Here is a 24,832-nt window from a genome sequence, read left to right as displayed (position 1 = left end):
GGGTGTGGGGATGCCGACGGGCGTCGGCGGTGCGAACGAAGAGTTCACCGTAGGTTCATGTTCCGGCAACCGGACGAGGGAAATCCTCGCACATCCGAGGGCGATCGCAGAACCCGGGGGCGCCGTGCTCGAACGGTCCGTTAGCGTGGGGATGGTGAGCACGTCGCAGCCTCCCGTCGCCCCTGCCCGCCCCCGCACCCGCAGCCATCACGGCGACGAGTTCGCCGACGCCTACGACTGGCTGCGCGCGAAGGACGACGCGGAGGTGATCGCGCACCTGGAGGCCGAGAACGCCTACACCGACGAGCGCACCGCTCACCTGGAGGGACTGCGGACGCGCCTGTTCGAGGAGATCAAGGGACGCACGCTCGAGACCGACCTCTCGGTCCCGTCACGGCGGGGACAGTGGTGGTACTACGGACGCACCGTCGAGGGCAAGCAGTACGGCATCCACTGCCGCGCCCCGCTCGCCTCGCCCGACGACTGGACGCCGCCCGAGCTGTCGGCCGACACGGCGGTCCCCGGCGAGGAGGTGCTGCTCGACGGGAACGTGGAGGCGGACGGTCACGAGTTCTTCTCGCTCGGCAGCCTGGAGGTCTCCACCGACGGCACGCGCCTGCTGTACGGCGTCGACGTGGAGGGCGACGAGCGGTACACGCTGCGCATCCGCGACCTCGTCCGCGGCGTCGACCTCGCCGACGTCGTCGAGAACACCTCCGCGGGCGCCACCTTCTCCCCCGACGGACGCCACATCGTCTACACCACGGTCGACGACGCGTGGCGACCCGACACCGTCTGGCTGCACGAGGTGGGCACCGACGCCTCCTCCGACGTGCGGCTGTTCCACGAGCCCGACGAGCGCTACTGGGTCGGCGCCGGGTTCACGCGCAGCGATGCCTACCTCGTGATCGAGGTCGGCTCCTCCATCACCTCGGAGGAGTTCCTCGTTCCCGCCGACGACCTGCGCGCCGAGCCGCGCGTCGTCTGGCCGCGCACCGAGGGCGTCGAGTACTCGACCACCCACGCCGTCGTCGGCGGCGAGGACGTGCTGTACGTGCTGCACAACCGCGACGCCCTGGACTTCGAGCTCGTGCGCGTCGCGGCCTCCGACCCGCAGGGCGAGCGGACCGCCGTGCTCCCGCACGTCCCCGGCCGGCGTCTGCTGGACGTGTCGGCGTTCCGCGACTGGGGGGTCGTGGCCTACCGCCGCGAGGGCCTCCCCCGCCTCGGCGTGCTCGACTACGAGAGCAGCGCGGTGTCGGAGATCGACTTCGACGAGCCGCTCTACTCCGTGGGCACGGCCGGCAACCCCGAATGGGCGCCGCCCGTGCTGCGCCTGGGCTACGGCTCGTTCACCACCCCGGGCACCGTCTACGACTACGTCGTCGCCACCGGGGAGCTCCTGCTGCGCAAGCGGCAGCCGGTGCTCGGCGGCTACGACGCGGCCGACTACGGCCAGCAGCGGGTGTGGGCCACGGCGGACGACGGCACCCGCGTGCCGGTCTCCCTCGTCTGGAAGCGCTCCTTCGGCGACCCCGGCGCAGCGCCGCGGCCGGTGCACCTCTACGGATACGGCTCGTACGAGCACTCGATCGAGCCCGGGTTCTCGGTGGCCCGGCTGTCGATGCTCGATCGCGGCGTCGTCTTCGCCGTCGCCCACGTGCGCGGCGGCGGCGAGCTCGGCCGGCAGTGGTACGAGGACGGCAAGCTGCAGCACAAGCGCAACACCTTCACCGACTTCGTCGCCTGCGCGCGCCACCTCGTGGACGAGGGCTGGACGACACCCGACCTGCTCGTCGCCGAGGGAGGGTCTGCCGGCGGCCTTCTGATGGGCGCCGTCGCCAACCTGGCACCGGAGCTGTTCGCCGGCATCCTCGCCGACGTGCCGTTCGTCGATGCCCTGACGACGATCCTCGACCCCTCGCTCCCACTGACGGTGATCGAGTGGGACGAGTGGGGCGATCCCCTCCACGACGCCGACGTCTACGCGTACATGAAGTCGTACTCGCCGTACGAGAACGTGCGGGAGGGCGTGCGGTATCCCCGCATCCTCGCCACGACCTCGCTCAACGACACCCGCGTGCTGTACGTCGAGCCCGCCAAGTGGGTGGCGCGGCTGCGCGAGGTCGGCGCCGATGCGCTGCTGCGCTGCGAGATGGTCGCCGGGCACGGCGGCGTGAGCGGCCGCTACAACGCCTGGCACCAGCGGGCGTTCGAGCTCGCCTGGCTCCTCGACGTCCTCGGCCTCGCCGACTGACGCCCCCCCGCCGGCTGCGGCCGCGCCGGCCGCGCCCCGCGCCGGCCGCGCCCCGCGCCGGCCCGCTGCCTGTCCCACTTGCGGCGGTCCATGTCCCACTCTCGGCGGTTGATGTCCCACTTTCGGTCGGTTCGTCGGCTCGGATACGACCGAAAATGGGACATGCGTCCCAGCGGAGCGTCCCAGCGGAGCGTCCCAGCGGAGCGTCCCAGCGGAGCGTCCCAGCGGAGCGGGTCAGGCGAGCGGGGTCCAGCCTGCTCGCATCAGCGCAGCGCGGACCTTCTGCACCGCGGCGGCGCCGTCGCCGGCGAGGTGGTGGGAGAGGATGCGGACGAGGTCCACGCCCTGCGCCCGCACGGCATCCCAGCGGTCGGCGTCTCTCGCGAACTGGCCCGGGTCTGCGGCGTGCACACGACCGTCGTACTCCACCCCCACCCGGCGCTGCGGGTAGGCGAGGTCGAGCTCGGCGACGAATGTGCCGCGCTCGTCATACAGGTTCCACGCCGTGTGGGGCTCAGGCAGACCGGCATCCCGCAGGAGGAGCCGCAGCCGCGTCTCCCGTGCCGACCTGACACCGCCTCGCACATCGTCCAGCGCGCGGGAGAGGATGCCCCGGCGCACATCCCCCATCCGCACCACCTCGTCGCGGAGCTCCGCCACGGTGATCGGCGGCCGCGCACCGCTCACCAGGTAGTCCGCCGCGGCGACGAGGTCTCCATGCGTCCAGAGCGTCCCGCACTGTCGCCAGGCGCGCGCGGGATCCTCCACCGGCATCCCGTCGACATCGCGTACGACCGGCACACGTGTCTGAAGCCGGTGTCCGACGACTCCGACCGTCCGGGGCTCGCGGCTCGGCCGATGCGCCGAAACATGGATGCGGGGCACGTAGGGCCACTCCGGCATGGGTGCGCCGTGGAGCAGCAGGGCGGTCTCGTGGCTGAAGAACTGACCTTCGCGCAGTCGTGGCGCGTAGGCGCGGCACAGATCGATCATCGTCGTCGACGCACTTGCACTTCGCGCGCGGACGCCGTGGAACGGACGCGCCAGCGAGCGCCCTCGCAGCCGACCCGGGGCGACCCCCGCCTCGGCCGCCTGCGCGACGGTGAAGGAGGCGGGCAGGGCGAGCGGCAGCGATGGACGAGAGGCCATGCCCCTCAGGGTGCTGACAGCGCCGTACGCGCATCGCGCACTTCCCAGGGGTCAGCGGACGATCCGCTCCGCTCGGCCCTTGGGGAGGAGGCGGCGCCACGAGGGCATGTCCCACTTTCGGTCGTGTGTGCCTGGCGGAACCAGCCGAAAGTGGGACATGCCACACCGGAAGTGGGACACGCCCGGCCGAAAGTGGGACATGCCCCGGGGACGGGGGCGGCTCAGCCGAAGAGGGCGGCGGCCTCTTCGTAGCGGTAGAGCGGGACGGTGTTGAGCTCGCCCAGCGCCTCGGCGAAGGGGACGCGGACGATGTCGGTGCCCTTCATGGAGACCATCTGGCCCCAGGCGCCCTCGACGGCGACGTCGGCCGCGTGCAGGCCGAGCCGGGTCGCGAGGACCCGGTCGAAGGCCGACGGGGATCCGCCGCGCTGGATGTGGCCGAGCACGGTGGCGCGGGTCTCGATGCCGGTGATGCGCTCGATCTCGGGCGCGAGCACCTCGCCGATGCCGCCGAGGCGCGGACGGTTGAAGGCGTCGAGCCCCTTGTCGGAGTAAGCCTCGTCCTGACCGAGGAGCTTGAAGCCCTCGGAGACGACGACCAGCGGCGCACGGCCGCGGTCGTGCGCCTTCTGCACCTGGGCGGCGATGTCCTCGAGCGACATCGGCACCTCGGGGATGCAGATGACGTGCGCGCCCGCCGCGATGCCCGAGTGCAGGGCGATCCAGCCCACGTGGCGACCCATGACCTCGGCGACCATGCAGCGCTGGTGCGAGTCGCCGGTGGTGCGCAGGCGGTCCATCGCCTCGGTGGCGATGTTGACGGCCGTGTCGAACCCGAACGAGTAGTCCGTGGCGCGCAGGTCGTTGTCGATGGTCTTCGGCACGCCGAGCACGTTGATGCCGTCGCCGTAGAGACGGTTGGCGGCGGCCAGGGTGCCTTCGCCGCCGATGGCGACGATGCCGTCGATGCGGTGGCCGTACAGCGTCTTCGCGATGTTCTCCGCTCCCCCGCGAGGACCCTCGTAGGGGTTGGTGCGGCTCGTGCCGAGGATCGTCCCGCCGACCTTGGACAGGCCCTTCACCTCGTGACGGGTGAGCGGGAAGAAGTCGCCGTCGACGACGCCGCGCCAGCCGTCGCGGATGCCCACGAACTCGATGTTGTGGGTCGTCGTGCCCTTGAGCACGAGGCCGCGGATGACGGCGTTCAGCCCGGGGCAGTCGCCGCCGCTGGTGAGGATGCCGATCTTCATGGGGAGATCCTTCGGTGTTCGGGATGTGGAGCTGAGGGCGACGCTGCCCCCCTGACACTACCGCCGGGGCCGACCGCCGTGCCACTGCGGCCGCCGTCGATAACCGGCGCCGCGAACCGCATGGATCGTGGCGCCGGCGACCGCGATCAGAACGCGCCGAGCGCCTGCCGCAGGAGGTGCATGAGCGCCGACAGCTGGACCGAGTCGCTCGAGGTCGGGTCGACCTGATCGCCGTCGAGAGCCCGCTGCGCGAGGCCCTGCTTGGAGTCGATCAGCTCGGCGATCTTCGTGTCGATCGTGTGCGCGGCGATGATGCGCCACGCCGTCACCGGCTCGTCCTGCCCGATGCGGTGCACCCGGTCGATCGCCTGGGTCTGCTCGGCCGCCGTCCACGACAGCTCGGCGAGCACGACGTTCGAGGCCGCCTGCATGTTCAGGCCGACACCTGCCGCAGTCAGCGAGCACACGGCGATCGCGACGTCGGCGTCGTTGTTGAAGGCGTCGATGGCCTGCTGGCGCACCGGCGTCGTCTGGTCGCCGCGGATCGAGACCGTGCGCAGCCCTGCGGCCGCGAAATGGGCCTCGGCGGCGTCCATCACATCGATGTGCTTGGCGAAGAAGACGACCTTGCCGACCGAGCGCTGCAGCTGCACCGCGTAATCGGCCGCGAGCAGCGCCTTGGCCTGGCCGATCTTCCGCACCATGGTGAAGACGTTGTCGCTGCCGCTGCCGGCCGCCTTGGACTCCTCGAGCTCGCCGTGGGCGACGAGGCGCACGATGTCCTCGTCGATGTCGTCGAGGACGACGCGGTCGCCGCGGGCCTCGATGATGCGCCGGTACTTGGCGGCCAGCCGCTGACCGAGCTCCTGCTCGGCGGCGCGGATGGAGCGGCCGAAGTCGTCGTCGAGCTCGACCGGCAGATCGGCGACCAGCTTGTCCGGCAGGTCCGCCGCGACGTCCTTCTTCTTGCGACGGACGATGCCGAGCGAGATGACCGCCTCGCGCGCCTCGGGATAGAACGCCTTGTCCGCCGGGGTGAGACCGGTGGCGTCGAGCTTCTGCATGAGCAGCGGCCCGGGCTTCTCGCCGTTGGTCCAGCCGAGGAAGCGCCAGATGGCGTCGAAGTCCTCGACGTCGTTGATGAGCGGCGTTCCGGTGAGGGCGAGCATGAGCGGATCGCGGACCTGCTCGCGGATGCGGGCGGCGAGCGCGAGCACGTTCTGCGAACGCTGCGAGGTGAGGTTCTTGATGAAGTGCGCCTCGTCGACCACCATGCCGCGCAGGCCGAGGTCGCCCAGCCACGAGAGATGCCGGTCGAGGACCTCGTAGTTCACGATGAACACGTCGGCGAACGCGTCGACCGTGTCGCCGTCGCCGTGGATGACCGTGGCGCGGCGATGCGGCGTCCAGCGCTCGACCTCGCGGGCCCAGTTCATCTTCACGACGTTGGGCACGACCGCCAGGAGCGGATAGGCGTCGGCGACCGACGCGGCCAGCACCGACTGCGCGGTCTTGCCGAGGCCCGGCTCGTCCGCCAGGAGGAAGGACCGGTGACCGCCGCGGACCGCCTCCAGGAAGCGGGACTGGTGGGCCATGATCTCCAGGCCCTTGGGCGAGAGCCGGTCGAACTCCGGCATCGGCGGCAGTTCCATCGAGGCGGCACCGCCGCCGGCACCCATCTCGAACGCCTTGTACAGGGGTCCCATGAGCTCCCAGCCGTCGAGCCGGCGACGCACGTTCTCGACGGGGGCGCGCAGGGCGAGGTCGGGCGCCAGGAACGGGTTGGCCTCACGACGCGCGTCGATCTGCGGCGGCACGACCTGGCGCTCGGCGAGCGCGGCCGGCACGACCGGCGCATGGACCGGCGCGACATCGGTGATGATGAGCTCGTCCTCGGCGAGCTCCGCGCCCGACTCGAGCAGCCAGTCGCGACGCATGCGGCGGGCCACAGGCGACGTCGCCTGGTCGACTTCGAGCAGCTGGATGAGCGAGGTGTCGCGGGCGGCGGTCTTGGCGAGGATGGTCGCGACGCCGTCGAGCCGCTTGAGCAGCTCGGCGCGGGTGGCCGCAGGGATCTCCGCCTCGGCCTTGACGCGGGCGCGCTCCTCGCGGACCAGGAAGGCGATGACCTGGAACTTGACCCGGTTGGTGGGGCCGAGCTTGCCGCGCTGGGCTTTGGCCTCGACCTCGCGGACCTTGCGGGCGAGGATCGGGATGAGCGGCGCGTCGTCTTCGCGACGGGCCGACGAGCCGCGGCGTCGACGGGACGACGCCTTCGAGGCGGCGATGGGTGCCGTGGTCGGCATGCTCCTCCTGAGCGTGTGGACCGGCGGATGCCGGTGCTGCCCGGTCGTACCGCGACCGGGCGGTGGAGTCCGCGGCGGAGTGCCGCGGTATGAGTCCCGGGTCCCGTCCTGCCGGCTGCGGGCACTCGCTTCTGCGAGCTGCGGCGACGGCGGGGTGGGATCCCTCGCCGCCATTGTAGCGCCTGAGGTCAGCGCGTCGTGCGAAGTCGGAGACTGTTGAGCACCACGAACACGCTCGAGAACGCCATCGCGGCACCGGCGATCATCGGGTTGAGCAGGCCGAGCGCCGCCAGCGGCAGGGCGGCGACGTTGTAGGCGAAGGCCCAGAACAGATTGCCGCGGATGATGCGCATCGTGCGCCGGCTCAACGCGATGGCGGTGACGACCGGGGCGAGACCCGAGCCGGCGAGGGAGATGTCGCTGGCGTGCAGCGCGGCGTCGGTGCCGCCGCCCATGGCCAGGCCGAGGTCGGCCGTGGCCAGGGCCGCGGCGTCGTTCACGCCGTCGCCGACCATCGCGACGCGGTGGCCCCGCGCCTGCAGGCGCTGGATCTCCGCGACCTTCTGCTCGGGGAGCACGCCCGCAACGACGGTGTCGATGCCCGTGGCGCGCGCGACCTCGCGGGCGGCGCCGGCGTTGTCGCCGGTGAGCAGCACGACCTCCAGGCCGAGGTCCTTGAGCCGGCCGACGGTGGCCGCGCTGTCGTCACGGACGGTGTCGGCGACGCCGATGACGGCGCGGATCGCCCCGTCCCACCCGGCGACCACGGCGGTCCCGCCGGCGTCCTCGACGTCGGCGACCGCCTGCGCGACCGCCTGCGGCAGGTCGCCGCCGACGATCTCGGCGGCGAAGGCGGTGCGACCGGCGAACGCCGCGCGGCCCTCGACCGTCCCGGTGACCCCCCGGCCGGCGAGTCCGGCGAAGTCCGCCACGTGCGAGGGGCGGGGCGCGAGGGTGGCGAGGGCGCGGGCAACCGGGTGCTCCGACGCGGTCTCCAGCGACCCGACGATCCGCGCCACGTCGGCGAGGTCGGTCTGCGCGACGGTCGACACGGTCGCGACCGTCATCCGGCCTTCGGTGACGGTGCCGGTCTTGTCGAGCACGATGGTGTCGATCCGCTCCGCACCCTCGAGAGCCTCGGGACCGGTGATCAGGACGCCCAGCTGCGCGCCGCGTCCGGTGCCGACCAGGATCGCGATGGGGGTCGCCAGGCCCAGCGCGCACGGGCAGGCGATGATCAGCACCGCGACCGCGGCCGTGAAGCCGGCTGCCGCGGGCTGACCCGCCGCGATCCAGGCGATCAAAGTGATCACGGCGAGCGCGATCACGACGGGGACGAAGACGGAGGAGATGCGGTCGGCGAGACGCTGCACGCGACTCTTGCCCGCCTGCGCATCCTCGACGAGCCGCGCGAGGTGCGCGAGCCGGGTGTCGTCGCCGACGGAGGTCGCGGTGACGAGCAGACGCCCGTCGACGGCGATGGTGCCCCCCGTGACCTCGTCGCCGGGAGCGACGTCGACCGGGGCCGACTCACCGGTGATCATGCTGAGGTCGACCGAGGCGCGGCCGTCGCGGACGCGTCCGTCGGTGGCCACCTTCTCCCCCGGCCGCACGACGAACACGTCGCCGACCTGCAGCCGCTCCACCGGGATGCGCGCGCCGTCCGCGAGCTCGACGTCCTTCGCGGCCAGCTCCATGAGGGCGCGCAGGGCGGCACCGGCACGCCGCTTCGAGCGCTGCTCGATGAAGCGTCCGAGCAGCAGGAACACGGTGACGGCGGCGGCGACTTCGAAGTAGACGAGCGAGGTCGCATCGTGGGGCACCCCGAAGAGGGTCACCTCGTGCGTCATGCCGATGGTGCCCGCGGCCCCGAACAGCAGAGCCCAGGTGCTCCAGAGGAACGCGGCGCCGGTGCCGAGGGTGATGAGCGTGTCCATCGTCATCGCACCGTGGCGGGCGTTCGCGAACGTCGCGCGGTGGAACGGCCAGCCGCCCCAGATCACGATCGGCGCGGTGAGCACGAGCGAGACCCACTGCCAGCCCGGGAACTGCCAGGCGGGGACCATCCCGAGCGCCACGACCGGCACGGCGAGCGCGAGGCTCACGAGCAGGCGCGTCCGCAGGGTCACCGCGCCGGGGCGGTCCTCGACGTCGTCGACGTCGTCCTCGGCGCCGACCTCGTGATCGACGGCGGGGTCGCGGTCCGCGCCCGCGGCGGCCTCCGCACGCTCGGGACGCGCGCGCAGGCGGCCTTCGTAGCCGGCTTCGCGCACGGCGTCGACCAGTCGCGCGGGGTCGAGGCCCGCCGGGTAGGTCACCCGCGCCGACTCGGTGGCGAGGTTGACGGACGCCGTCACGCCCTCCACGCGGGTCAGTCGCTTCTCGACGCGCGCGACGCAGCTCGCACAGGTCATGCCCTCGATGTCGAGCACGGCGTCGCGCTGCGGGGGCTGGACGGTCTGCGACACGATGTCGGCTCCTCGGTGGTCTCTGGTGATGCGGCCGCCGCGCGTCAGGCGCGGCCGACGAGCGTGTATCCGGCCTCGACGACCGCTGCGGCGATGGCCTCGTCGGCGGGCGCGTCCGGGCCGGTGGTCACCGTGAGGGTCTTCGCGGTCACATCGACCGCGGTGTCGGTGACGCCGTCGACGGCGCGGACCTCGCGGGTCACCGCCGCGGCGCAGTGGCCGCACGTCATGCCGTCGACGAGATAGGTCTGGGTGGTCATGGCTGCTCCTCACAGGGTCAGGGGTGATAACAGGATACCCCCCTGGGGTATTCCGCGGCGTACGCTGGAGGCATGTCCCACATCTCCGAGCGCGCGCTGGCGGCCACCCTCGACCACGCGATCCTCAAGCCCGAGCTGACCCGAGCCGACGTCGACGCCGAGCTCGACATCGCCGCGGAGTGGGGCGTGTTCAGCGTGTGCGTGCGGCCGAGCGACATCCCCCACGCCGTCTCCCGACTGTCGGGCACCGGCGTCGCGGTGGGCACCGTGATCGGCTTCCCGCACGGCACCACCTCGACCGCGGCGAAGGTCGCGGAGGTGCGTCAGGCCCTGTCCGACGGCGCCGTCGAGTTCGACATGGTCGTCAACATCGGCGCGCTGCGGTCGGGCTTCGACGACGTCGTGGTCGACGACATCCGCGCCGTCGTGGCGGCCGCCGACGGCCGCATCACCAAGGTGATCCTCGAGACCGCCCTCCTCGACGAGGAGCAGATCGCGCGCGGAAGCCGCCTCACCGAGGCCGGCGGCGCCGACTTCGTGAAGACGTCCACCGGCTTCGCGGGCGGCGGCGCCACCGCGGCGCACGTCCGGCTGATGCGCGACAGCGTCGGCGAGGGCGTCCAGGTGAAGGCATCGGGCGGTGTGCGCAGCTACGCGGACGCCCTCGCGATGCTCGAGGCGGGCGCCACCCGGCTCGGCACGAGCGGCAGCGCCGTCATCCTCGGCGAGGCGCGACGCGTCGACGCCGGCGAGGACGCGACCGGCGCCGTCGACAGCTCGTCGTACTGAGCGGACGACGGGTCAGCCCGCGAGCGCCTCGCGCACGCGCGTGACGTCGTCGGCCATCTGCGCGGTCAGCGCCTCGATGCCCTCGAAGGCGACCATGCCCCGGATGCGGTGCGTGAACTGCACCTGGACGCGGTGGCCGTAGAGGTCCAGCCGGGTCTCGTCGAGGACGTACGCCTCGACCTGCCGCGTCGGCACGTCGTCGAAGGTCGGATTCGTGCCGACGGAGATCGCCGCCGGATACCGGGTCACCGCCGGCGTCCGGGCGTCGATCGGCCCCTCGTCGATCAGCCAGCCGGCATACACCCCGTCTGCGGGCACGAAGCCCTCGGCGTCCGCGGACAGGTTGGCCGTCGGATATCCCAGCTCGCGGCCGCGCTTGAGTCCGTGGACCACCTCCGCGCGCATGGTGTGCGGGCGTCCCAGCAGGCGGGCGGCTCCCTCCACGTCGCCCGCGTTCAGCAGGTCGCGGATCCAGGTCGACGAGACGCGGCGGCCGGCGCCCTGCACGTCGCCGACGATGTCGACGCCGAAGCCGAGCTCGCGCCCGAGCGCGGCGAGGGTGTGCGGATCGCCCTCGCCGCCGCGGCCGAAGCGGAAGTCGTCGCCGACCATCACCGTGATCGCGCCCAGCGCGCCGACGAGGAACCGCTCGACGAACTCGCGGGCCGGGACGGCGGCGAGCTCCTCGTCGAAGCGCAGCACCAGCGTCGCATCGACCCCCTCCTCGGAGAGGAGGTCGAGCTTCTGCTCCAGGCTCGACAGCGGGTCGGGGCACAGCTCCGGCCGCAGGAGACTCAGCGGGTTGCGGTCGAAGGTCACCGCGACGACGCGGGCACCGGCGCCCGCAGCCTCGATGCGCGCACGCGCCACGACGGCGCGATGCCCCGAGTGCACGCCGTCGAACTTGCCGATAGCGACCACGCTCGGGCCGAAGCCGGCCGGCACCTCGGCCGGATCACGGAAGACGATCACCAGGACGACCCCTCCTCGACGGCGACGGCGGCCTCGACGCCCTCGCGACCGCCCTTCACCAGCCACCACAGTCCGAGCACCGGCAGGATCAGCGGCACCCAGAAGTAGCCGTAGCCGTAACCCGACCAGACGGTCGCATCGTGGGCGAACAGCGCGGGCGCGACGAAGCTGAGGGTGCCGACGATCAGGACCCCCGCGAGCTCCACGCAGATGGCGATCCAGGCGACGAGGTACCAGCCCCGCGAGCCGGCACGGACGAGGGCGACGGTCGCGACGATGTAGACCGCCGCCGCGAACGCCGACAGGGTGTACGCGACGGGCGCGGCCTCGAAGTCCTCGATGATCTGGACGAGGGATCGCCCGGTGGCGGCGAGTGCCATGATCGCGTAGACGATCACGAGGACGCGGCCGATACCGGTCATCCGGGGACGAGGCGAAGACATGACTCGTCAATGATAGGTCGGCGCGGCGGGGCCGGAGCCCGCGCCGCCGCTCAGCCGATCTGCACGGTCCAGATCACGTGCATGCGCCACACCATGACCGCCACGGCCAGCGCCGCGATGCCCATGATGACTGTGCTCCATCGGCTGCGCTCGATCAGCGCCCAGGCGACGGCGGCCGGAGGCAGGAGCACCGCCGAGACCAGGTAGACCCAGAACTCCAGCGCGCTCCCGGTGGGGGCGTTGCCTGCGAACGGCGCGATGACCGCGACGACCACCTGGCCGATCAGCAGCAGGAGCAGAAGCGCCAGACTGCCGACGGTCACGTCGCCCGGCCGACGGCCCGCGAGACCGGCCACGGTGCACAGGAGCCCCGCCGCGACGGCGACCGCGACCTGGGCGATGGTGAACCACAGGATCACGTGGACTCCTCCTCGGCCATGTTCATGATGCTCTTCACATCGCCGCCGCGCCGCTCGACGATGCCGACCAGGCGTCCGTCCGGGTCGATCGCCGCCGGGGTCGGGTGCGCCCCGTCGAGGCGGTCCGCGGCCCCGCCCAGCCGCTTGCCGTGTCGCAGGTCCCGTGCCTCCTCGGCGGTGACGGCGAATGCGCCGAGTACCGCGGCGGCGACCTCCGCGGCGCCGAGCACGGGGGTGTCCGGGGCGATGTCGGGTGACGCGGCCGTCACCTCGAACGGACCGATCCGCGTGCGTCGCAGCGCCGTGAGGTGCCCGCCCACGCCGAGGGCGGCGCCCAGGTCGCGGGCCAGGGCGCGGATGTAGGTGCCGCTGGAGCAGTCGACGACGACGTCGAGGTCCACGGTGCCCGGCGAGCGACGCACGGCCCGCACGTCGAACCGCGAGACGGTGACCTCTCGGGCCTTCAGGGCGACCTCCTCCCCCGCCCGCGCCAGGTCGTAGGCGCGCCTGCCGCCCACCTTGATCGCCGAGACGGTGCTCGGGACCTGCGAGATGGAGCCGGTGAGGCCGGCGATCCCCGTCGCGATCGCGTCGTCGGAGACCGCGTCGACGAGCGCGTCATCGGCGCGCGCCGTCTCGACGCCGTCGGCGTCGTCCGAGTCGGTGGACACGCCCAGGCGGATGGTCGCCTCGTAGGTCTTGTCGAGCCCGACGATGAAGGTGAGGAGCCGCGTGGCGCTGCCGACGCCGAGGATCAGCAGGCCCGTGGCCATGGGGTCGAGCGTGCCGGCGTGACCGATCTTGCGGGTGTCCAGCGCACGGCGGGAGCGGGCGACGACGTCGTGACTGGTGATCCCGGCCGGCTTGTCGACCAGGAGGATGCCGCGGGGACCCATCAGCAGAAGTCCTGGTAGACGCGTCGCGGCGCGTCGGGATCGGTGTTGTCGACGATCGCCGAGGCGGCGTGGCGGGGATCGGCCTCGCGCAGGTAGAGGTCCTGGCCCCCGCGATAGCGACGGTTGCTCTCGGCGGCGGGATCCGGATCGCTCCCGTCGCGAGCGGCCATGCGCGCGTACCGGACATCGAGCGGCGCGTCGAGCCACACCGACCAGTGCCAGATGCCGCGCAGCTCGGGACGGTTCAGGAAGATCCCGTCGACGATCAGCACGGCGTCGCGGGGCGCGGTCACCCATTCGGATTCCACGGGCTCATCCCGCGCCACGTCGAACGCGGCCAGCTGGAACCCGGCGTCGGTCATCGCCCCGGAGCGGAAGGGATCGACGAGCACGCGGCGGAACGTCGCCTCGTCGTAGGAGTCCCGATAGAACCCCTCGGGCGACGTGCGCCCGCGGGCGTAACGCTCCGCCCGCGGGCGGTGGAAGCCGTCGATCGAGGCTCGGAAGACCGCCGAGCCGTCCTCGGCGAAGACGGATGCCAGGTTGTCTGCGAAGCGCGTCTTGCCGGCACCGTCCTCGCCGTCGACGGCGATCATGATGCGCCCCCGCGGGTAGTCTCGGCGCACCTCGTCGCGCAGCGAGCGCCAGAGCGTGGAGGCGGGGGTGACGGGCAGACGCATGGCATCCAGCCTACGGCCGCGCGGCGATCCGCCGCCGTAGGGTGGAGGAATGCCCGACCTCGCCGCCCCGCTCAGCGCGTGGTTCCGGGCTCATGCGCGCCCCCTCCCGTGGCGCGCGCCCGGCTTCGGGGCCTGGGGCGTGCTCGTCAGCGAGTTCATGCTCCAGCAGACGCCCGTGAACCGCGTGATCCCGCACCTCGAGGCGTGGCTCGCCCGCTGGCCGGCGCCGGCGGCGCTCGCCGCGGACGCGCCCGCCGAGGCCGTGCGCCAGTGGGCCAACCTCGGCTACCCGCGCCGGGCCCTCTGGCTCCACCGGGCGGCGGTCGAGATCCGCGATCGGCACGACGGCGTCGTGCCGCGGGACGTCGCCGCGCTGCTCGCGCTGACGGGGATCGGCGACTACACGGCGCGGGCGGTCGCCGTCTTCGCCTACGGGGACCGGCATCCCGTCGTCGACACGAACACGCGACGGGTGCTCGCCCGCGCCGTCGGAGGCCGCTCCCAGCCCGGTCCCCCCGCGCGGCGCGACCTCGCGGCGATGGAGGCGATCCTTCCGGCGGACACCGCGGAGGCGGCGATCGTCAACGCCGCCGCGATGGAGCTCGGCGCCGTCGTCTGCACCGCGCGCTCCCCCCGCTGCGACGCGTGCCCCATCGCCGACCGCTGCGCGTGGCGTGCCGCCGGCTACCCCGACACCGGCGACGAGCGCCGGCGCCAGGCGCGCTACGAGGGCAGCGACCGGCAGGCGCGCGGCGCGGTGCTGCGCGCGCTTCGGGCCGCGGCCCCGGCGGCCGTGCCCCTCGACGACATCGTCCCCGATTGGCCGGATGCCCCGCAGCGCGACCGCGCCATCGACTCCCTCATCGTGGACGGGCTCGCCGAGGCGCGCGGCGGGTTGCTGTCGCTCCCGGGCCATCCCGTCGGCGACGCACCTTCTCTTCGCGCCGAGGACTGACCCACCCCGCCGCCGGGATTTTGCATGGGCCGAGCGCGCGCCGCGCGCGGCCGGCGCGGTCTAGTGTCCGCCCCATGAACAGTCTCGTCGTCTTCGAATCGCAGTTCGGCAACACGGAGCAGGTCGCCCAGGCCATCGCACGCGGCCTGCGCGAGCGCGGGCGCGCCCAGGTGGTCGCCGTCGACGAGGCGCCGGCCGCGCTCGCCGACGACCTCGACCTGCTCGTCATCGGCGGCCCGACGCACGCCTTCGCCATGTCGCGGCCGGACAGCCGGGCGGCGGCGCTGTCGGACGGCGCCGACGCCACGGAGACGGGCGAGCGCGAATGGCTGAGAACGCTGCCCTCGCCGCTGCCCGTGCCCCGCGTCGTGACGTTCTCGACACGTCAGGGGCATTCTTTCCTGACCGGTTCCGCCGCGAAGTCGGCGGCGAAGGCGCTCCGCTCGCACGAGAGCGTCGCCGCCGAGGTGGTGGACTTCTTCGTCGCCGGCAAGCACGGCCCCCTCGAGGAGGGCGAACTCGTCCGCGCCACGGAATGGGGACGTCACCTCGTCGAGGCGTGAGGGCAGTGCCCGCCGTCGACCTCCCGGCGGATCGGGCGGGCCCTGTCAGTCCTCTTCGTCGGCGTCGGCAGTGGTGTCGGCGTCGTCTGCGGTGTCGGCGTCGTCGTCCTCGCGCGGCTTGACGTAGGGGTCCTCGTCGCCCGCGTAGTGCGCGCCCGTCGCAAGGCCGGCCACGGCGGCGTCGCGCTCGCGCGCCTCGCGCAGGAGGTCCTCGATGTGCCCGGCGTTCTCGGGCAGCGCGTCGTGGATGAACTCGAGCGTGGGCGTCAGCCGCACGCCGAGGCGACGGCCGACCTCGCTGCGGAGCATGCCGGTCGCCGAGGTCAGTGCAGCGGCCGAGTCGGCGCGCTCCTGGTCGGAGCCGTAGACGGTGTAGAACACCGAAGCATGCTGGAGGTCACCGGTGACGCGCACATCGGTGATCGTCACGAATCCGAGGCGCGGGTCGCGCAGCCCCTTGTCGAGCCGCTCCGCGATGAGCACCCGGATGCGGTCTGCCAGTCGCGCCTGACGTTCCGAACTCATGTCCTTCTCCTTCTCTTTCCCTCCCTGCCACGTGGCGGAGCGGGTCGGCCGCCGCGGAGGCGGAGACCGGAGGACTCGGATGCCCGACTGAGGCAATTGGGGTAGGGGCCCCACTCTTGCCGAAGGCGGGCATCCGAGTCCGGAGGTCACCGCCGCAGCGACGACCGTGACAAATCAGCCGCGCGGCTTCTCGACCATCTCGGTGGTCTCGATCTCGTCGCCGATCTGGATGTCGTTGTACTTGCCGAGGCCGATACCGGCTTCGAAGTCGGTACGGACCTCGGTGACGTCGTCCTTGAAGCGACGCAGCGACTCGATGGCGAGGCCATCGGCGAGGACGACACCGTCGCGGATGACGCGCGCCTTCGCGTTGCGCGTGATCGTTCCCGAGCGGACGATGACACCGGCGATGTTGCCGAACTTCGAGGAGCGGAACACCTCGCGGATCTCGGCCACACCCGACTGGACCTCTTCGTACTCCGGCTTGAGCATGCCCGTGAGGGACTGCTCGACGTCATCGATCGCGTTGTAGATGACGGAGTAGAAGCGGATGTCGACACCCTCGCGGGCGGCGCGCTCGCGCGCCTTCGCGTCGGGTCGCACGTTGAAGCCGATGACGATCGCGTTGTCGATCGTCGCCAGGTTCACGTCGGACTCGGTGATCGCACCCACGCCGCGGTGGATGATGCGCAGCTGCACCGAGTCGTCGACCTCGATCTTGAGGAGCGACTCCTCCAGCGCCTCGACGGCACCGGACACGTCGCCCTTGATGATGAGGTTGAGCGACTCGACCTTGCCCTCTTCGAGAGCGCGGGTGAAGTCCTCGAGCGAGATGCGCTTGCGGGCCTTGGCCAGCTGGGCGTTGCGCTCGGCCGCCTCGCGCTTCTCAGCGATCTGGCGGGCCGTGCGGTCCTCCTCCGTGACGATGAAGGTGTCCCCGGCGCGCGGCACCGAGTTCAGACCCTGCACCTGCACGGGACGCGACGGGTAGGCCTCCTCGACCGGGTCGCCGTTCTCGTCGATCATCGCGCGGACACGGCCGTACGCGGTGCCGGCGACGATCGCGTCTCCGACGCGCAGCGTTCCGGACTGGATCAGGACGGTCGCCACCGAGCCGCGGCCCTTGTCGAGCTTGGCCTCGATCGCGACGCCTCGCGCCGCCTTGTTCGGGTTGGCCGTGAGGTCCAGTCCCGCGTCGGCGGTGAGCAGCACGGCGTCGAGGAGGTCCTGGATGCCGATGTTCTGACGCGCGGAGACGTCGACGAACATGACGTCGCCGCCGTACTCCTCGGCCACGAGGCCGTACTCGGTGAGCTGCTGACGCACCTTGGCGGGGTTCGCCTCGGGCTTGTCGATCTTGTTCACCGCCACGACGATCGGGACACCGGCCGCCTGCGCGTGGTTCAGCGCCTCCACCGTCTGCGGCATGATGCCGTCGTCGGCGGCGACCACGAGGATCGCGAGGTCGGTCACCTGCGCACCACGGGCACGCATGGCGGTGAACGCCTCGTGACCCGGGGTGTCGATGAAGGTGACGGCCCGCTCGATGCCCTCGTGCTCGGTCCACACCTGGTACGCACCGATGTGCTGCGTGATGCCGCCGGCCTCGCCCGCCACGACGTTCGTCTGGCGGATGGCGTCGAGCAGTCGCGTCTTACCGTGGTCGACGTGGCCCATGACGGTCACGACGGGCGGACGGATCTCGAGGTCGTCCTCGCTCTCGGCCTCCAGCTCCGCCTCGAGGTCGAGACCGAAGCCCTCCAGGAGCTCCTTGTCCTCGTCCTCGGGCGAGACCATCTGGATCTTGTAGCCGAGCTCCGCGCCGAGGACCTCGAAGGTCGCCTCGTCGAGCGACTCGGTGGCCGTGGCCATCTCACCCAGGTTGAAGAGGATGGTCACGAGCGTGCCGGGCTGGACGGTGTAGCCGTTCAGGGCCTCGAGCTTGTCCGCGAAGTCGGCGATCGAGGCGCCGCGACGCAGACGGATGATCTCGCCGTTGCCGCGCGAGACGTTGACGCCGCCGACGACCGGCGCCGACCGCATCTCGAACTCCTGCCGCTTCGCCCTGCGCGACTTGCGCTGCTTGGACTTGCCGCCGCCCTTGCCGAAGGCACCGGCGGTACCGCCGCCGGGGCCGCGGCCACGACCGCCGCCACCGCCGGGACGACCGGCGAACCCGCCACCGGGAGCACCCGCGCCGGGCGCGCCAGGACGCTGGAAGCCGCCGCCGGCACCGCCGGGACGACCGGGGCCGCCGGGACGCTGCTGGAACGGGGCGCCGGGACGACCGCCGCCGCCGGGACGACCCGCGCCGCCCGGACGCGGAGCGCCGGGACGGGGGGCACCGGGGCGCGGAGCCTGCGGACGCGGGATGTTGCCGGGGGTCGGACGCTGGCCCATGCCCTGCGCCGAGGCGAAGGGGTTGTTGCCGGGACGGGGACCGGCGGGACGCTGGCCCATGCCCTGCGAGGACGCGAACGGGTTGTTGCCGGGGCGCGCGCCACCGGGGCGGGGCGCGGCGGGCGACGCCGCACCGGGCGTCGCGGAGCCGGGGGTCGCCGGGGCGGCCGGAGCCGCCGAACCGGGCGCGGCCGGGGCCGCCGGAGCAGCCGGGGCCGGGGCGGCCGGAGCCGGGGTCGCCGCAGCAGCGGGGGCCGCAGCCGCGGGAGCAGCCGGGGCCGCGGGCGCAGCGGGGCGCGCGGGACCGGGCTTGGCTCCCGGCGCCGCGGGCTTGGCGGCGGGGCGCGCCGGGGCAGGCGTCGCTCCGGCGGGCTTCGCGGAGCCCTCCGCCTCGAGGGCGGCACGGAGCTTGCGAGCCACGGGGGGCTCGATGGTCGACGAGGGGCTCTTGACGAACTCGCCGAGCTCCTTCAGCTTCGCGAGGGCGACCTTACTGTCGACGCCGAGTTCGGAAGCGATCTCGTGTACGCGTGGTTTTGCCACAATTCTCCTGTCTGGGGCCTACCCCGGACAGGGCAGACCGTTACGTGCGGACGGGTCTCATTTCGAGCCGTTCACTTTGAGTCCATAGCCGTTCAGCCGTTTCGCTGGTGGGTGGTTTGAAAGGTCTGCATGTCAAGCTGGCCTGACACGCGCAGTGCACGTCCGAAGGCGCGGCGCCGGATGGCGGTGTCCACGCACGCATCCGTGTCATGCACCCACGCGCCCCGGCCCGGGAGAGAGGCTTTCTCGTCTGCGACGAGGACGCCGTCTCGGGCGACGACCCTCAAGAGCGAGGATCGAGGGGCACGCGCGCGGCATCCCACGCACGTTCGAACAGGTTCCATCCTACCCCCTCTCACCGCGGTGAGATTTCGACTCGGTCGCTGCGCTCCCTCGCTCAATCTGGAGTCGATGACGCGTCAACGCCGCTCCGCGGCATTGATCCGTCACGACTCCAGGATGCTGTCAGGCTGGATGTCGATCTTGGCGCCGGTCAGCTTGGCGGCGAGCCGGGCGTTCTGGCCCTCCTTGCCGATCGCGAGCGACAGCTGGTAGTCGGGCACGAGCGCACGGACGGCCTTGCTGTTCGCGTCGAGGATGAAGCTCGACGTCACCTTCGCCGGCGAGAGCGCGTTGGCGACGAACTTCGCGAGTTCGGCGTCGTAGTCGACGATGTCGATCTTCTCCCCGCCGAGCTCCTCGGTGACCGCGCGCACGCGCCGGCCCAGCTCGCCGATGCACGCGCCCTTGGCGTTGATGGCGGGATCGTTCGCCTTGACGGCGATCTTCGTGCGATGACCGGCCTCGCGTGCGAGGGACACGATCTCGACGAGACCCGAGGCGATCTCGGGCACCTCGAGGGCGAAGAGCTTGCGCACGAGGCCGGGGTGGGTGCGCGAGACCGTGATGGCCGGGCCCTTGGTGCCCTTGGCGACCGAAGTCACGTAGACGCGGATGCGCGAGCCGTGGGCGTAGTCCTCACCGGGGACCTGCTCCTCGGGCGGAAGGATGGCCTCGATCGTGCCGAGGTCGACGTGCACCATGCGGGGGTTCGGACCCTGCTGCACGACGCCGGCGACGATGTCGCCCTCCTTGCCCCGGAACTCGCCCAGGATCGCGTCGTCGGCGATGTCGCGCAGGCGCTGGCTGATCACCTGCTTGGCGGCGAAGGCGGCGATGCGTCCGAAGTCCTCGGGCGTGGACTCCTCCTCGCCGATGACCGCGCCCTCCTCGTCGAGCAGGGGCACGAACACGGCGACGTGACCGGTCTTGCGGTCGAGCACCGCGCGGGCGCCCTCGGGGAGCTCACCCGTCGGGGAGGTGTGCTTGGCGTAGGCGGTGAGGATCGCCTGCTCGATGATCCGCACGAGCTCCTCGAAGGGGATCTCCTTCTCTCGCTCGACCGTGCGCAGCAGTCCCAGATCGATGTCCACAGGTGCCTCCCTCTTCAGATGTCCTGCCCCGGCGTCACCGCCGCGGCATCCACACAACGTTACCCGATGCCCGGCGCGGTCGTCCTGGCATCGTGCGCCAGGGATGGCCATACTGACCCGATGGACGCACGCCGCCGGAGAGCCGCAGTCGGTCTCGGCGTTCCAGGCGTTCACGATCTCGGCGGCCTCGCGCGTGGGGGTGGGCAACATCGCCGGCGTCGGCACGGCGATCGCCGTCGGCGGCCCGGGCGCGGTGTTCTGGATGTGGCTGATGGCGTTCATCGGCGGCGCGTCGAGCTTCATCGAGTCCTAGGCCAACACGATCACCAGCACGCTGGTCACGACCTTCGACGCCGACGCGGCGTGGCTGCCGTGGGTCATCGGGGCGGCAATCGCCCTCCTCACGGGCCTGGTCGTCTTCGGCGGGGTCCGCCGCATCGCCTCGGTCACGCAGACCCTCGTGCCGCTCATGGCGATCGCCTATCTCCTCATCGGCCTCGCCGTCGTCGCCCTCCACATCACCGAGGTGCCGCGCGTCTTCGCGGCGATCTTCACGCAGGCGTGGGGCTTCAACGAGGTCGTCGGCGCCGCCTTCGGCTACATCGTGCTGACGGGCGTCAAGCGCGGCATGTTCTCCAACGAGGCGGGCCTCGGCTCGGCGCCGAACGCCGGCGCCAGCGCCGCGGTGACCCACCCGGTCAAGCAGGGCCTGGTCCAGACCCTCGGGGTCTACTTCGACACGTTCCTCGTCTGCTCGATCACCGCGTTCATCATCCTGGTGTCGGTCCCCGACCTGGCGGGCGCCTCACGGGGCATCGACCTGACCCAGGGCGCCCTCGTGTCGACGCTCGGCGACTGGTCCAACGTCGCGCTGAGCGTGATCGTCTTCCTGCTGGCGTTCTCGTCGATCCTGGGCAACTACTACTACGGCGAGTCCAACATCGAGTTCATCACCCGCAGCCCCGGCGTGCTCACGGGGTACCGGGCCGTGGTCGTCGTCGCGGTCCTCGCGGGATCGGTGGCCTCGGCGGACCTCGTCTGGAACCTCGCCGACGGCGTCATGGGGCTCATGGCCCTCATCAACCTCGTCGCCATCGCCCTGCTGTCGCCGATCGCCTTCCGGCTGCTGAAGGACTACACGGCGCAGCGGCGCGAGGGACGCGACCCCGTCTTCACCCGGGACCGGCTGCCCGGCGTGACGGGGATCGAGTGCTGGGAGGACGAGCTGACGGTCACGGGACCGATCGATGTCCCGGTCCAGCGCCGGCAGGACCGGAAGCATCGCGATCACCTCCACTCCCCCGACGAGCGGTGAGATGAGTACCGTGGTCGCATGACCACCGGTGCGGGCTCCCGAGCCGCCGCCAAGCACGCGGCCCGGGAGGCCCGCTCCTCCACCGCCCTCCGCGCGCTCGCGCGGGGCGGGTACGCCGCCAACGGCGTCGTGCACCTCATCATCGGGGCGATCGTCATCGCCGTCTCCCGCGGCGCCGGCGGCGAGAGCGATCAGGCGGGCGCGTTCAAGGCGATCGCGACGATTCCGCTCGGCTTCGCCGCGCTGTGGCTGCTCGCCGTGCTCCTCGCCGCCCTCGGCCTCTGGCATCTGGCCAACGGCGTGCTCGCCAGCCGCGGGTCCGACGTCAAGAAATGGGCGGTGAGGATCGGCGAATGGGGTCAGACCCTCGTCTTCCTCGCGATCGCCGCCATCGCGGTCGCCGTGGCCCTCGGGGCTCGTCCGGACGCCGAGGAGTCCGCGCAGGCGGCCAGCCGCGGCATCCTCGTCATCCCCGGCGGACCCTGGCTGCTGGGGCTCGTGGGCACGGGCCTCGCCGTGGGCGGCGTCTCGTTCATCGTCATGGGCGTGCGGCGCTCGTTCCGCACCAAGGTGGAGATCCCTCCGGGCCCGATGGGCGGCGCCGTGACCGTGCTCGGGATGATCGGGTTCCTCGCGAAGGGGTTCGCGCTGCTGGCCGTGGGGATCCTGCTGATCGTCGCAGCCGTCCGCGTGGAGCCGGAGGCCGCCGGAGGACTCGACGGCGCGGTCCGCGCGCTGCTGGAGATGATGGCGGGACCGCTCCTCGTCTTCGCGATCGGCGTCGGCCTGCTCGCCTACGGGGTCTTCTGCTTCCTCCGAGCCCGCTACGCCCGCCTCTGAGACGGGGCTGCGGGCGGGGCGGCCGGCGGCGCGCTCGCCAGGGAGTTGACCGCGCGGATGAGGTGGAAGAGCTGCCCGACGCGGAACTGGTTGTAGCTCATGATGAGGCGCGGCAGGTCGACCCGGTCGTCGTCCTGCACCTCCCGCCGTCGCGGGCCCGAGCGCTCGATGCGCCCGGTGGTGAGCAGGTGCCCGAACCGTTCGTTGAGCTCCGCCACCTCGGCGTCGGTGGGCTCGGCCCGCAGTCGCAGGACCAGTCGCTGCCCGATCCAGCGGAGCGAGTCGTAGTTGCGCCAGAAGCCGGTGACCTCCTCGGCGGCGCGCTCCACCGAGTCGGTGACGAGCACGCGGTCCAGGTCGTCGGGCGAGATCACGCCGGAGGGGATCAGGTGCTCGTCGGCGAACTGCTGGAGGCCCCGCCAGAAGTGCCCGCCCGGCTCGTCGAGCAGGACGATCGGCGTCGGCTCGGCCTTGCCGGTCTGCTGGAGCGTGAGCAGCTCGAACATCTCGTCGAGCGTGCCGAACCCGCCGGGCATGCACACGAAGCCGCTGGACTCCTTGACGAGCATCAGCTTGCGCGTGAAGAAGTACTTCATGGCGACGTTCCGGGAGTTCGCGCCGACGATCGCGTTGGGCTTCTCCTCGAACGGCAGCCGGATCGAGACCCCCAGCGAGTGCTCGGCGCCCGCGCCCTCCGCGGCGGCCTGCATGATGCCGGGCCCGGCGCCCGTGACGACCATCCAGCCGCGGCGGGCGAGCTCGCGGGCGAGGTCGACGGTCGTCGTGTAGAGCGGGTCGTCCGGCCGCGTGCGCGCCGAGCCGAACACGGTCACCTTCGGGATGTCGCGATACGGGGCGAACAGCCGGAACGCCAGGCGCATCTCGGACAGCGCGGCAGACGTGATCTTCAGGTCGAGGCGGCTGGTGTCGTCGAGTCCGAGGCCCACCCCCGTCACGAGGATCCGCGACACCAGCTCGGTGTCGTCGGTGATGCCGGCGTCGGCCAGGAGCCGGCGGACGTCTTCGGTGACCTCGGGCGGAATGGTGCTGTCCGTCATGGTGCCAGGGTGCCACGTCCGGGAGCCGGAGGGTGAACATCGGCGCAACTCCCGGGGATCCGTCAGGACGCGCGTGTCAACCCCCTGGGGCGCCGCGCGGGCCGGTGGGAGCCTCGGTGCATGACGGACGAAGACGCGCCCCGCGGCGACAACGAGGTGACCGGGCCCGAGGCCCTCGCACGGGTGAAGGAGCTCGTCGAGGACATCGACTTCACGATGCTGACGACCCACGACGAGGCGGGCAACCTGGTCAGCCGGCCGATGAGCACCCGGGAGATGGACGACGCGGGCGACATCTGGTTCTTCACCTCCGACGACACGAAGAAGGTCGACGAGGTCGAAGCCGACCACGCGGTGGGACTCGCCTACCTCGACGCGAAGGGCATGCGCTTCGTCTCGGTGGCCGGCGCGGCGCGCGTCGTCCACGACCGTGCCCGGATGGAGCAGCTGTACACGCCGTCGCTCGACATCTGGTTCGAGGACGGTCTCGAGACCCCCGGGATCGCCCTGCTGCGGGTGACGCCCCGGGAGGTCGAGTTCTGGGAGCCGGCGCACGGGAAGATCGTGATGGCCGCCGGGATGCTCAAGGCCCTCCTCACGCGGGACACGCCGGACGACACCATGCGGCACGGACGTATCTCCTGCTGAAGCCTCCCCACCCGGAGCGGCGCCCCGCTAGCGTGAGGCTGTGACCGACCGCACGAGACCCCGCGACATCATCGCCTCCTCCCGCCGCGCCGATCCCGGCCTCATCGGCCTCCTCGGGTTCGTCATCGCCACCCTCACGGCCCAGCTCGAGCACCTCGGAGTGCAGACGGAGAGCTCGGTCTTCTGGGTGGGCGCCGTCTTCGGCGGCGTGGTGCAGGTGATCGCCGGGATGCTGTCCTACTTCGTGGGCGACGACTTCCACTTCCTCGTCTACAACGCGTTCGGCTGGTACTGGATCTGCATGCCCGGGTTCCTGCTCGGCGGCGAGCTCGGCTTCTTCGAGGTGACGGGCACTCCCCGGGGCGTCTTCTCGCTGATGTTCGCGATCATCGCCCTCGGCTTCGTGTTCGCCGCCGCGACCCACAACACGGTGCTCCCCGTCACGCTCGTGTGCGTGTCGGTCGGGCTCGCGCTCGAGTCGGTCAGCGCGTTCGCGGGGATCGAGGCGCTCGGGATCGCCGGCGCGATCGTCCTGCTGGGCGCCTCGGCGCTGGCGACCTACATGCTCGTCGAGAAGTTCTACTGGCGCACGATGGGCCGGCGCGTCGTGCCGCTCGGACCGCCGTGGATCGCGGGCGGCGCGGACCGCGAGCCCTGACGCCC

24 protein-coding genes are annotated in these 24,832 nt (G+C 72.0%); 9 read left to right on the top strand and 15 right to left on the bottom strand.

All coding sequences use genetic code 11. The annotated features are described in order from the left end of the window. Positions 1 to 151 precede the first annotated feature (151 nt). Entirely contained in the window at positions 152 to 2,257 is a 2,106-nt protein-coding gene (locus ACPWUT_RS04695) for a S9 family peptidase (RefSeq protein ID WP_425841151.1), read from the top strand. A gap of 234 nt (positions 2,258 to 2,491) precedes the next feature. On the opposite strand, the gene ACPWUT_RS04690 is transcribed toward ACPWUT_RS04695, so the two are convergent. From ACPWUT_RS04690 to ACPWUT_RS04670, 5 genes are all read right to left on the bottom strand, one after another. Beyond that, a complete protein-coding gene (locus ACPWUT_RS04690) occupies positions 2,492 to 3,406 on the bottom strand; it encodes a hypothetical protein (RefSeq protein ID WP_425841147.1) in 915 nt (304 codons plus the stop codon). Positions 3,407 to 3,627: 221 nt separating this feature from the next. Beyond that, positions 3,628 to 4,656, bottom strand: coding sequence for an ATP-dependent 6-phosphofructokinase (locus ACPWUT_RS04685; protein WP_284529258.1), 1,029 nt, complete (start codon positions 4,654 to 4,656; stop codon positions 3,628 to 3,630). Between the two features lie 146 nt (positions 4,657 to 4,802). After that, positions 4,803 to 6,962: a DEAD/DEAH box helicase gene (locus tag ACPWUT_RS04680; RefSeq protein WP_284529255.1), complete on the bottom strand. Its 2,160-nt coding sequence runs from the start codon at positions 6,960 to 6,962 to the stop codon at positions 4,803 to 4,805. A 188-nt stretch (positions 6,963 to 7,150) separates the two neighbouring features. Then, positions 7,151 to 9,376, bottom strand: a complete 2,226-nt coding sequence (locus tag ACPWUT_RS04675) for a heavy metal translocating P-type ATPase (protein ID WP_425842186.1) — start codon at positions 9,374 to 9,376, stop codon at positions 7,151 to 7,153. 98 nt (positions 9,377 to 9,474) lie between these two features. Then, positions 9,475 to 9,690 carry a heavy-metal-associated domain-containing protein gene (locus ACPWUT_RS04670; protein WP_284529253.1) on the bottom strand — a complete coding sequence of 72 codons (216 nt, stop codon included), beginning with the start codon at positions 9,688 to 9,690 and terminating at the stop codon, positions 9,475 to 9,477. Positions 9,691 to 9,762: 72 nt separating this feature from the next. On the opposite strand from ACPWUT_RS04670, the gene deoC reads away from it, so the two are divergent. Then, complete coding sequence (gene deoC, locus ACPWUT_RS04665) at positions 9,763 to 10,479, top strand: deoxyribose-phosphate aldolase (protein WP_284529252.1); 717 nt, start codon at positions 9,763 to 9,765, stop codon at positions 10,477 to 10,479. Positions 10,480 to 10,491: 12 nt separating this feature from the next. Here deoC and ACPWUT_RS04660 read toward each other — a convergent pair whose 3' ends face one another. From ACPWUT_RS04660 to ACPWUT_RS04640, 5 genes are all read right to left on the bottom strand, one after another. Further along, positions 10,492 to 11,451, bottom strand: a complete 960-nt coding sequence (locus tag ACPWUT_RS04660) for a bifunctional riboflavin kinase/FAD synthetase (protein WP_284529250.1) — start codon at positions 11,449 to 11,451, stop codon at positions 10,492 to 10,494. Further along, positions 11,448 to 11,873 (bottom strand): hypothetical protein, encoded by a 426-nt coding sequence (locus tag ACPWUT_RS04655; RefSeq protein WP_284529249.1) that lies wholly within the window; start codon positions 11,871 to 11,873, stop codon positions 11,448 to 11,450. The genes ACPWUT_RS04660 and ACPWUT_RS04655 overlap by 4 nt, the downstream gene beginning before the upstream one ends. Positions 11,874 to 11,944: 71 nt before the next feature. Next, positions 11,945 to 12,313 carry a hypothetical protein gene (locus ACPWUT_RS04650; RefSeq protein WP_284529248.1) on the bottom strand — a complete coding sequence of 123 codons (369 nt, stop codon included), beginning with the start codon at positions 12,311 to 12,313 and terminating at the stop codon, positions 11,945 to 11,947. Continuing rightward, entirely contained in the window at positions 12,310 to 13,209 is a 900-nt protein-coding gene (gene truB / locus ACPWUT_RS04645) for a tRNA pseudouridine(55) synthase TruB (protein ID WP_284529246.1), read from the bottom strand. Before truB ends, ACPWUT_RS04650 begins: the two co-directional genes overlap by 4 nt. After that, positions 13,209 to 13,889, bottom strand: a complete 681-nt coding sequence (locus ACPWUT_RS04640) for a uridine kinase (protein ID WP_284529245.1) — start codon at positions 13,887 to 13,889, stop codon at positions 13,209 to 13,211. The genes truB and ACPWUT_RS04640 overlap by 1 nt, the downstream gene beginning before the upstream one ends. Positions 13,890 to 13,938: 49 nt before the next feature. Here ACPWUT_RS04640 and ACPWUT_RS04635 point away from each other — a divergent pair, with 49 nt between their 5' ends. Continuing rightward, positions 13,939 to 14,844, top strand: a complete 906-nt coding sequence (locus tag ACPWUT_RS04635; protein WP_425841138.1) for an A/G-specific adenine glycosylase — start codon at positions 13,939 to 13,941, stop codon at positions 14,842 to 14,844. 74 nt (positions 14,845 to 14,918) lie between these two features. Then, complete coding sequence (locus tag ACPWUT_RS04630) at positions 14,919 to 15,407, top strand: flavodoxin family protein (protein WP_425841135.1); 489 nt, start codon at positions 14,919 to 14,921, stop codon at positions 15,405 to 15,407. A 45-nt stretch (positions 15,408 to 15,452) separates the two neighbouring features. On the opposite strand, the gene rbfA is transcribed toward ACPWUT_RS04630, so the two are convergent. The 4 genes from rbfA to nusA form a co-directional block, all read right to left on the bottom strand. Then, on the bottom strand, positions 15,453 to 15,932 hold the full coding sequence (gene rbfA / locus ACPWUT_RS04625) for a 30S ribosome-binding factor RbfA (protein ID WP_425841132.1): 480 nt from the start codon (positions 15,930 to 15,932) through the stop codon (positions 15,453 to 15,455). Between the two features lie 174 nt (positions 15,933 to 16,106). Continuing rightward, positions 16,107 to 18,875 carry a translation initiation factor IF-2 gene (gene infB, locus ACPWUT_RS04620; RefSeq protein ID WP_284529238.1) on the bottom strand — a complete coding sequence of 923 codons (2,769 nt, stop codon included), beginning with the start codon at positions 18,873 to 18,875 and terminating at the stop codon, positions 16,107 to 16,109. 92 nt (positions 18,876 to 18,967) lie between these two features. Beyond that, positions 18,968 to 19,219, bottom strand: coding sequence for a YlxR family protein (locus ACPWUT_RS04615; protein ID WP_284529235.1), 252 nt, complete (start codon positions 19,217 to 19,219; stop codon positions 18,968 to 18,970). Positions 19,220 to 19,321: 102 nt separating this feature from the next. Further along, positions 19,322 to 20,308 (bottom strand): transcription termination factor NusA, encoded by a 987-nt coding sequence (gene nusA, locus ACPWUT_RS04610; RefSeq protein WP_284529232.1) that lies wholly within the window; start codon positions 20,306 to 20,308, stop codon positions 19,322 to 19,324. A 103-nt stretch (positions 20,309 to 20,411) separates the two neighbouring features. Between nusA and ACPWUT_RS04605 the strand changes: the two genes are divergently transcribed. Genes ACPWUT_RS04605 through ACPWUT_RS04595 form a run of 3 tightly spaced genes read left to right on the top strand, consistent with a single transcriptional unit; the run spans position 20,412 to position 22,463 of the window. Then, positions 20,412 to 20,621 (top strand): alanine:cation symporter family protein, encoded by a 210-nt coding sequence (locus tag ACPWUT_RS04605; protein ID WP_425841127.1) that lies wholly within the window; start codon positions 20,412 to 20,414, stop codon positions 20,619 to 20,621. Positions 20,622 to 20,630: 9 nt separating this feature from the next. After that, complete coding sequence (locus ACPWUT_RS04600) at positions 20,631 to 21,623, top strand: alanine/glycine:cation symporter family protein (RefSeq protein ID WP_425842183.1); 993 nt, start codon at positions 20,631 to 20,633, stop codon at positions 21,621 to 21,623. A gap of 18 nt (positions 21,624 to 21,641) precedes the next feature. After that, positions 21,642 to 22,463, top strand: coding sequence for a DUF1206 domain-containing protein (locus ACPWUT_RS04595; protein WP_425841124.1), 822 nt, complete (start codon positions 21,642 to 21,644; stop codon positions 22,461 to 22,463). Here ACPWUT_RS04595 and ACPWUT_RS04590 read toward each other — a convergent pair. Next, complete coding sequence (locus ACPWUT_RS04590; RefSeq protein WP_425841121.1) at positions 22,448 to 23,521, bottom strand: TIGR00730 family Rossman fold protein; 1,074 nt, start codon at positions 23,519 to 23,521, stop codon at positions 22,448 to 22,450. The genes ACPWUT_RS04595 and ACPWUT_RS04590 overlap by 16 nt on opposite strands. Positions 23,522 to 23,641: 120 nt before the next feature. Here ACPWUT_RS04590 and ACPWUT_RS04585 point away from each other — a divergent pair, with 120 nt between their 5' ends. Further along, positions 23,642 to 24,169 (top strand): pyridoxamine 5'-phosphate oxidase family protein, encoded by a 528-nt coding sequence (locus ACPWUT_RS04585; RefSeq protein ID WP_425841118.1) that lies wholly within the window; start codon positions 23,642 to 23,644, stop codon positions 24,167 to 24,169. A gap of 40 nt (positions 24,170 to 24,209) precedes the next feature. After that, on the top strand, positions 24,210 to 24,827 hold the full coding sequence (locus tag ACPWUT_RS04580) for an acetate uptake transporter family protein (protein WP_284529222.1): 618 nt from the start codon (positions 24,210 to 24,212) through the stop codon (positions 24,825 to 24,827). The last annotated feature ends 5 nt before the right edge of the window (positions 24,828 to 24,832 follow it).

It is taken from the genome of Microbacterium sp. PA5 (assembly GCF_049860775.1).
Taxonomy (GTDB): Bacteria; Actinomycetota; Actinomycetes; order Actinomycetales; family Microbacteriaceae; genus Microbacterium.
The sequence above is the reverse complement of the archived record's forward strand: the minus strand, read 5'-3'. Positions and strand labels throughout refer to the sequence as shown.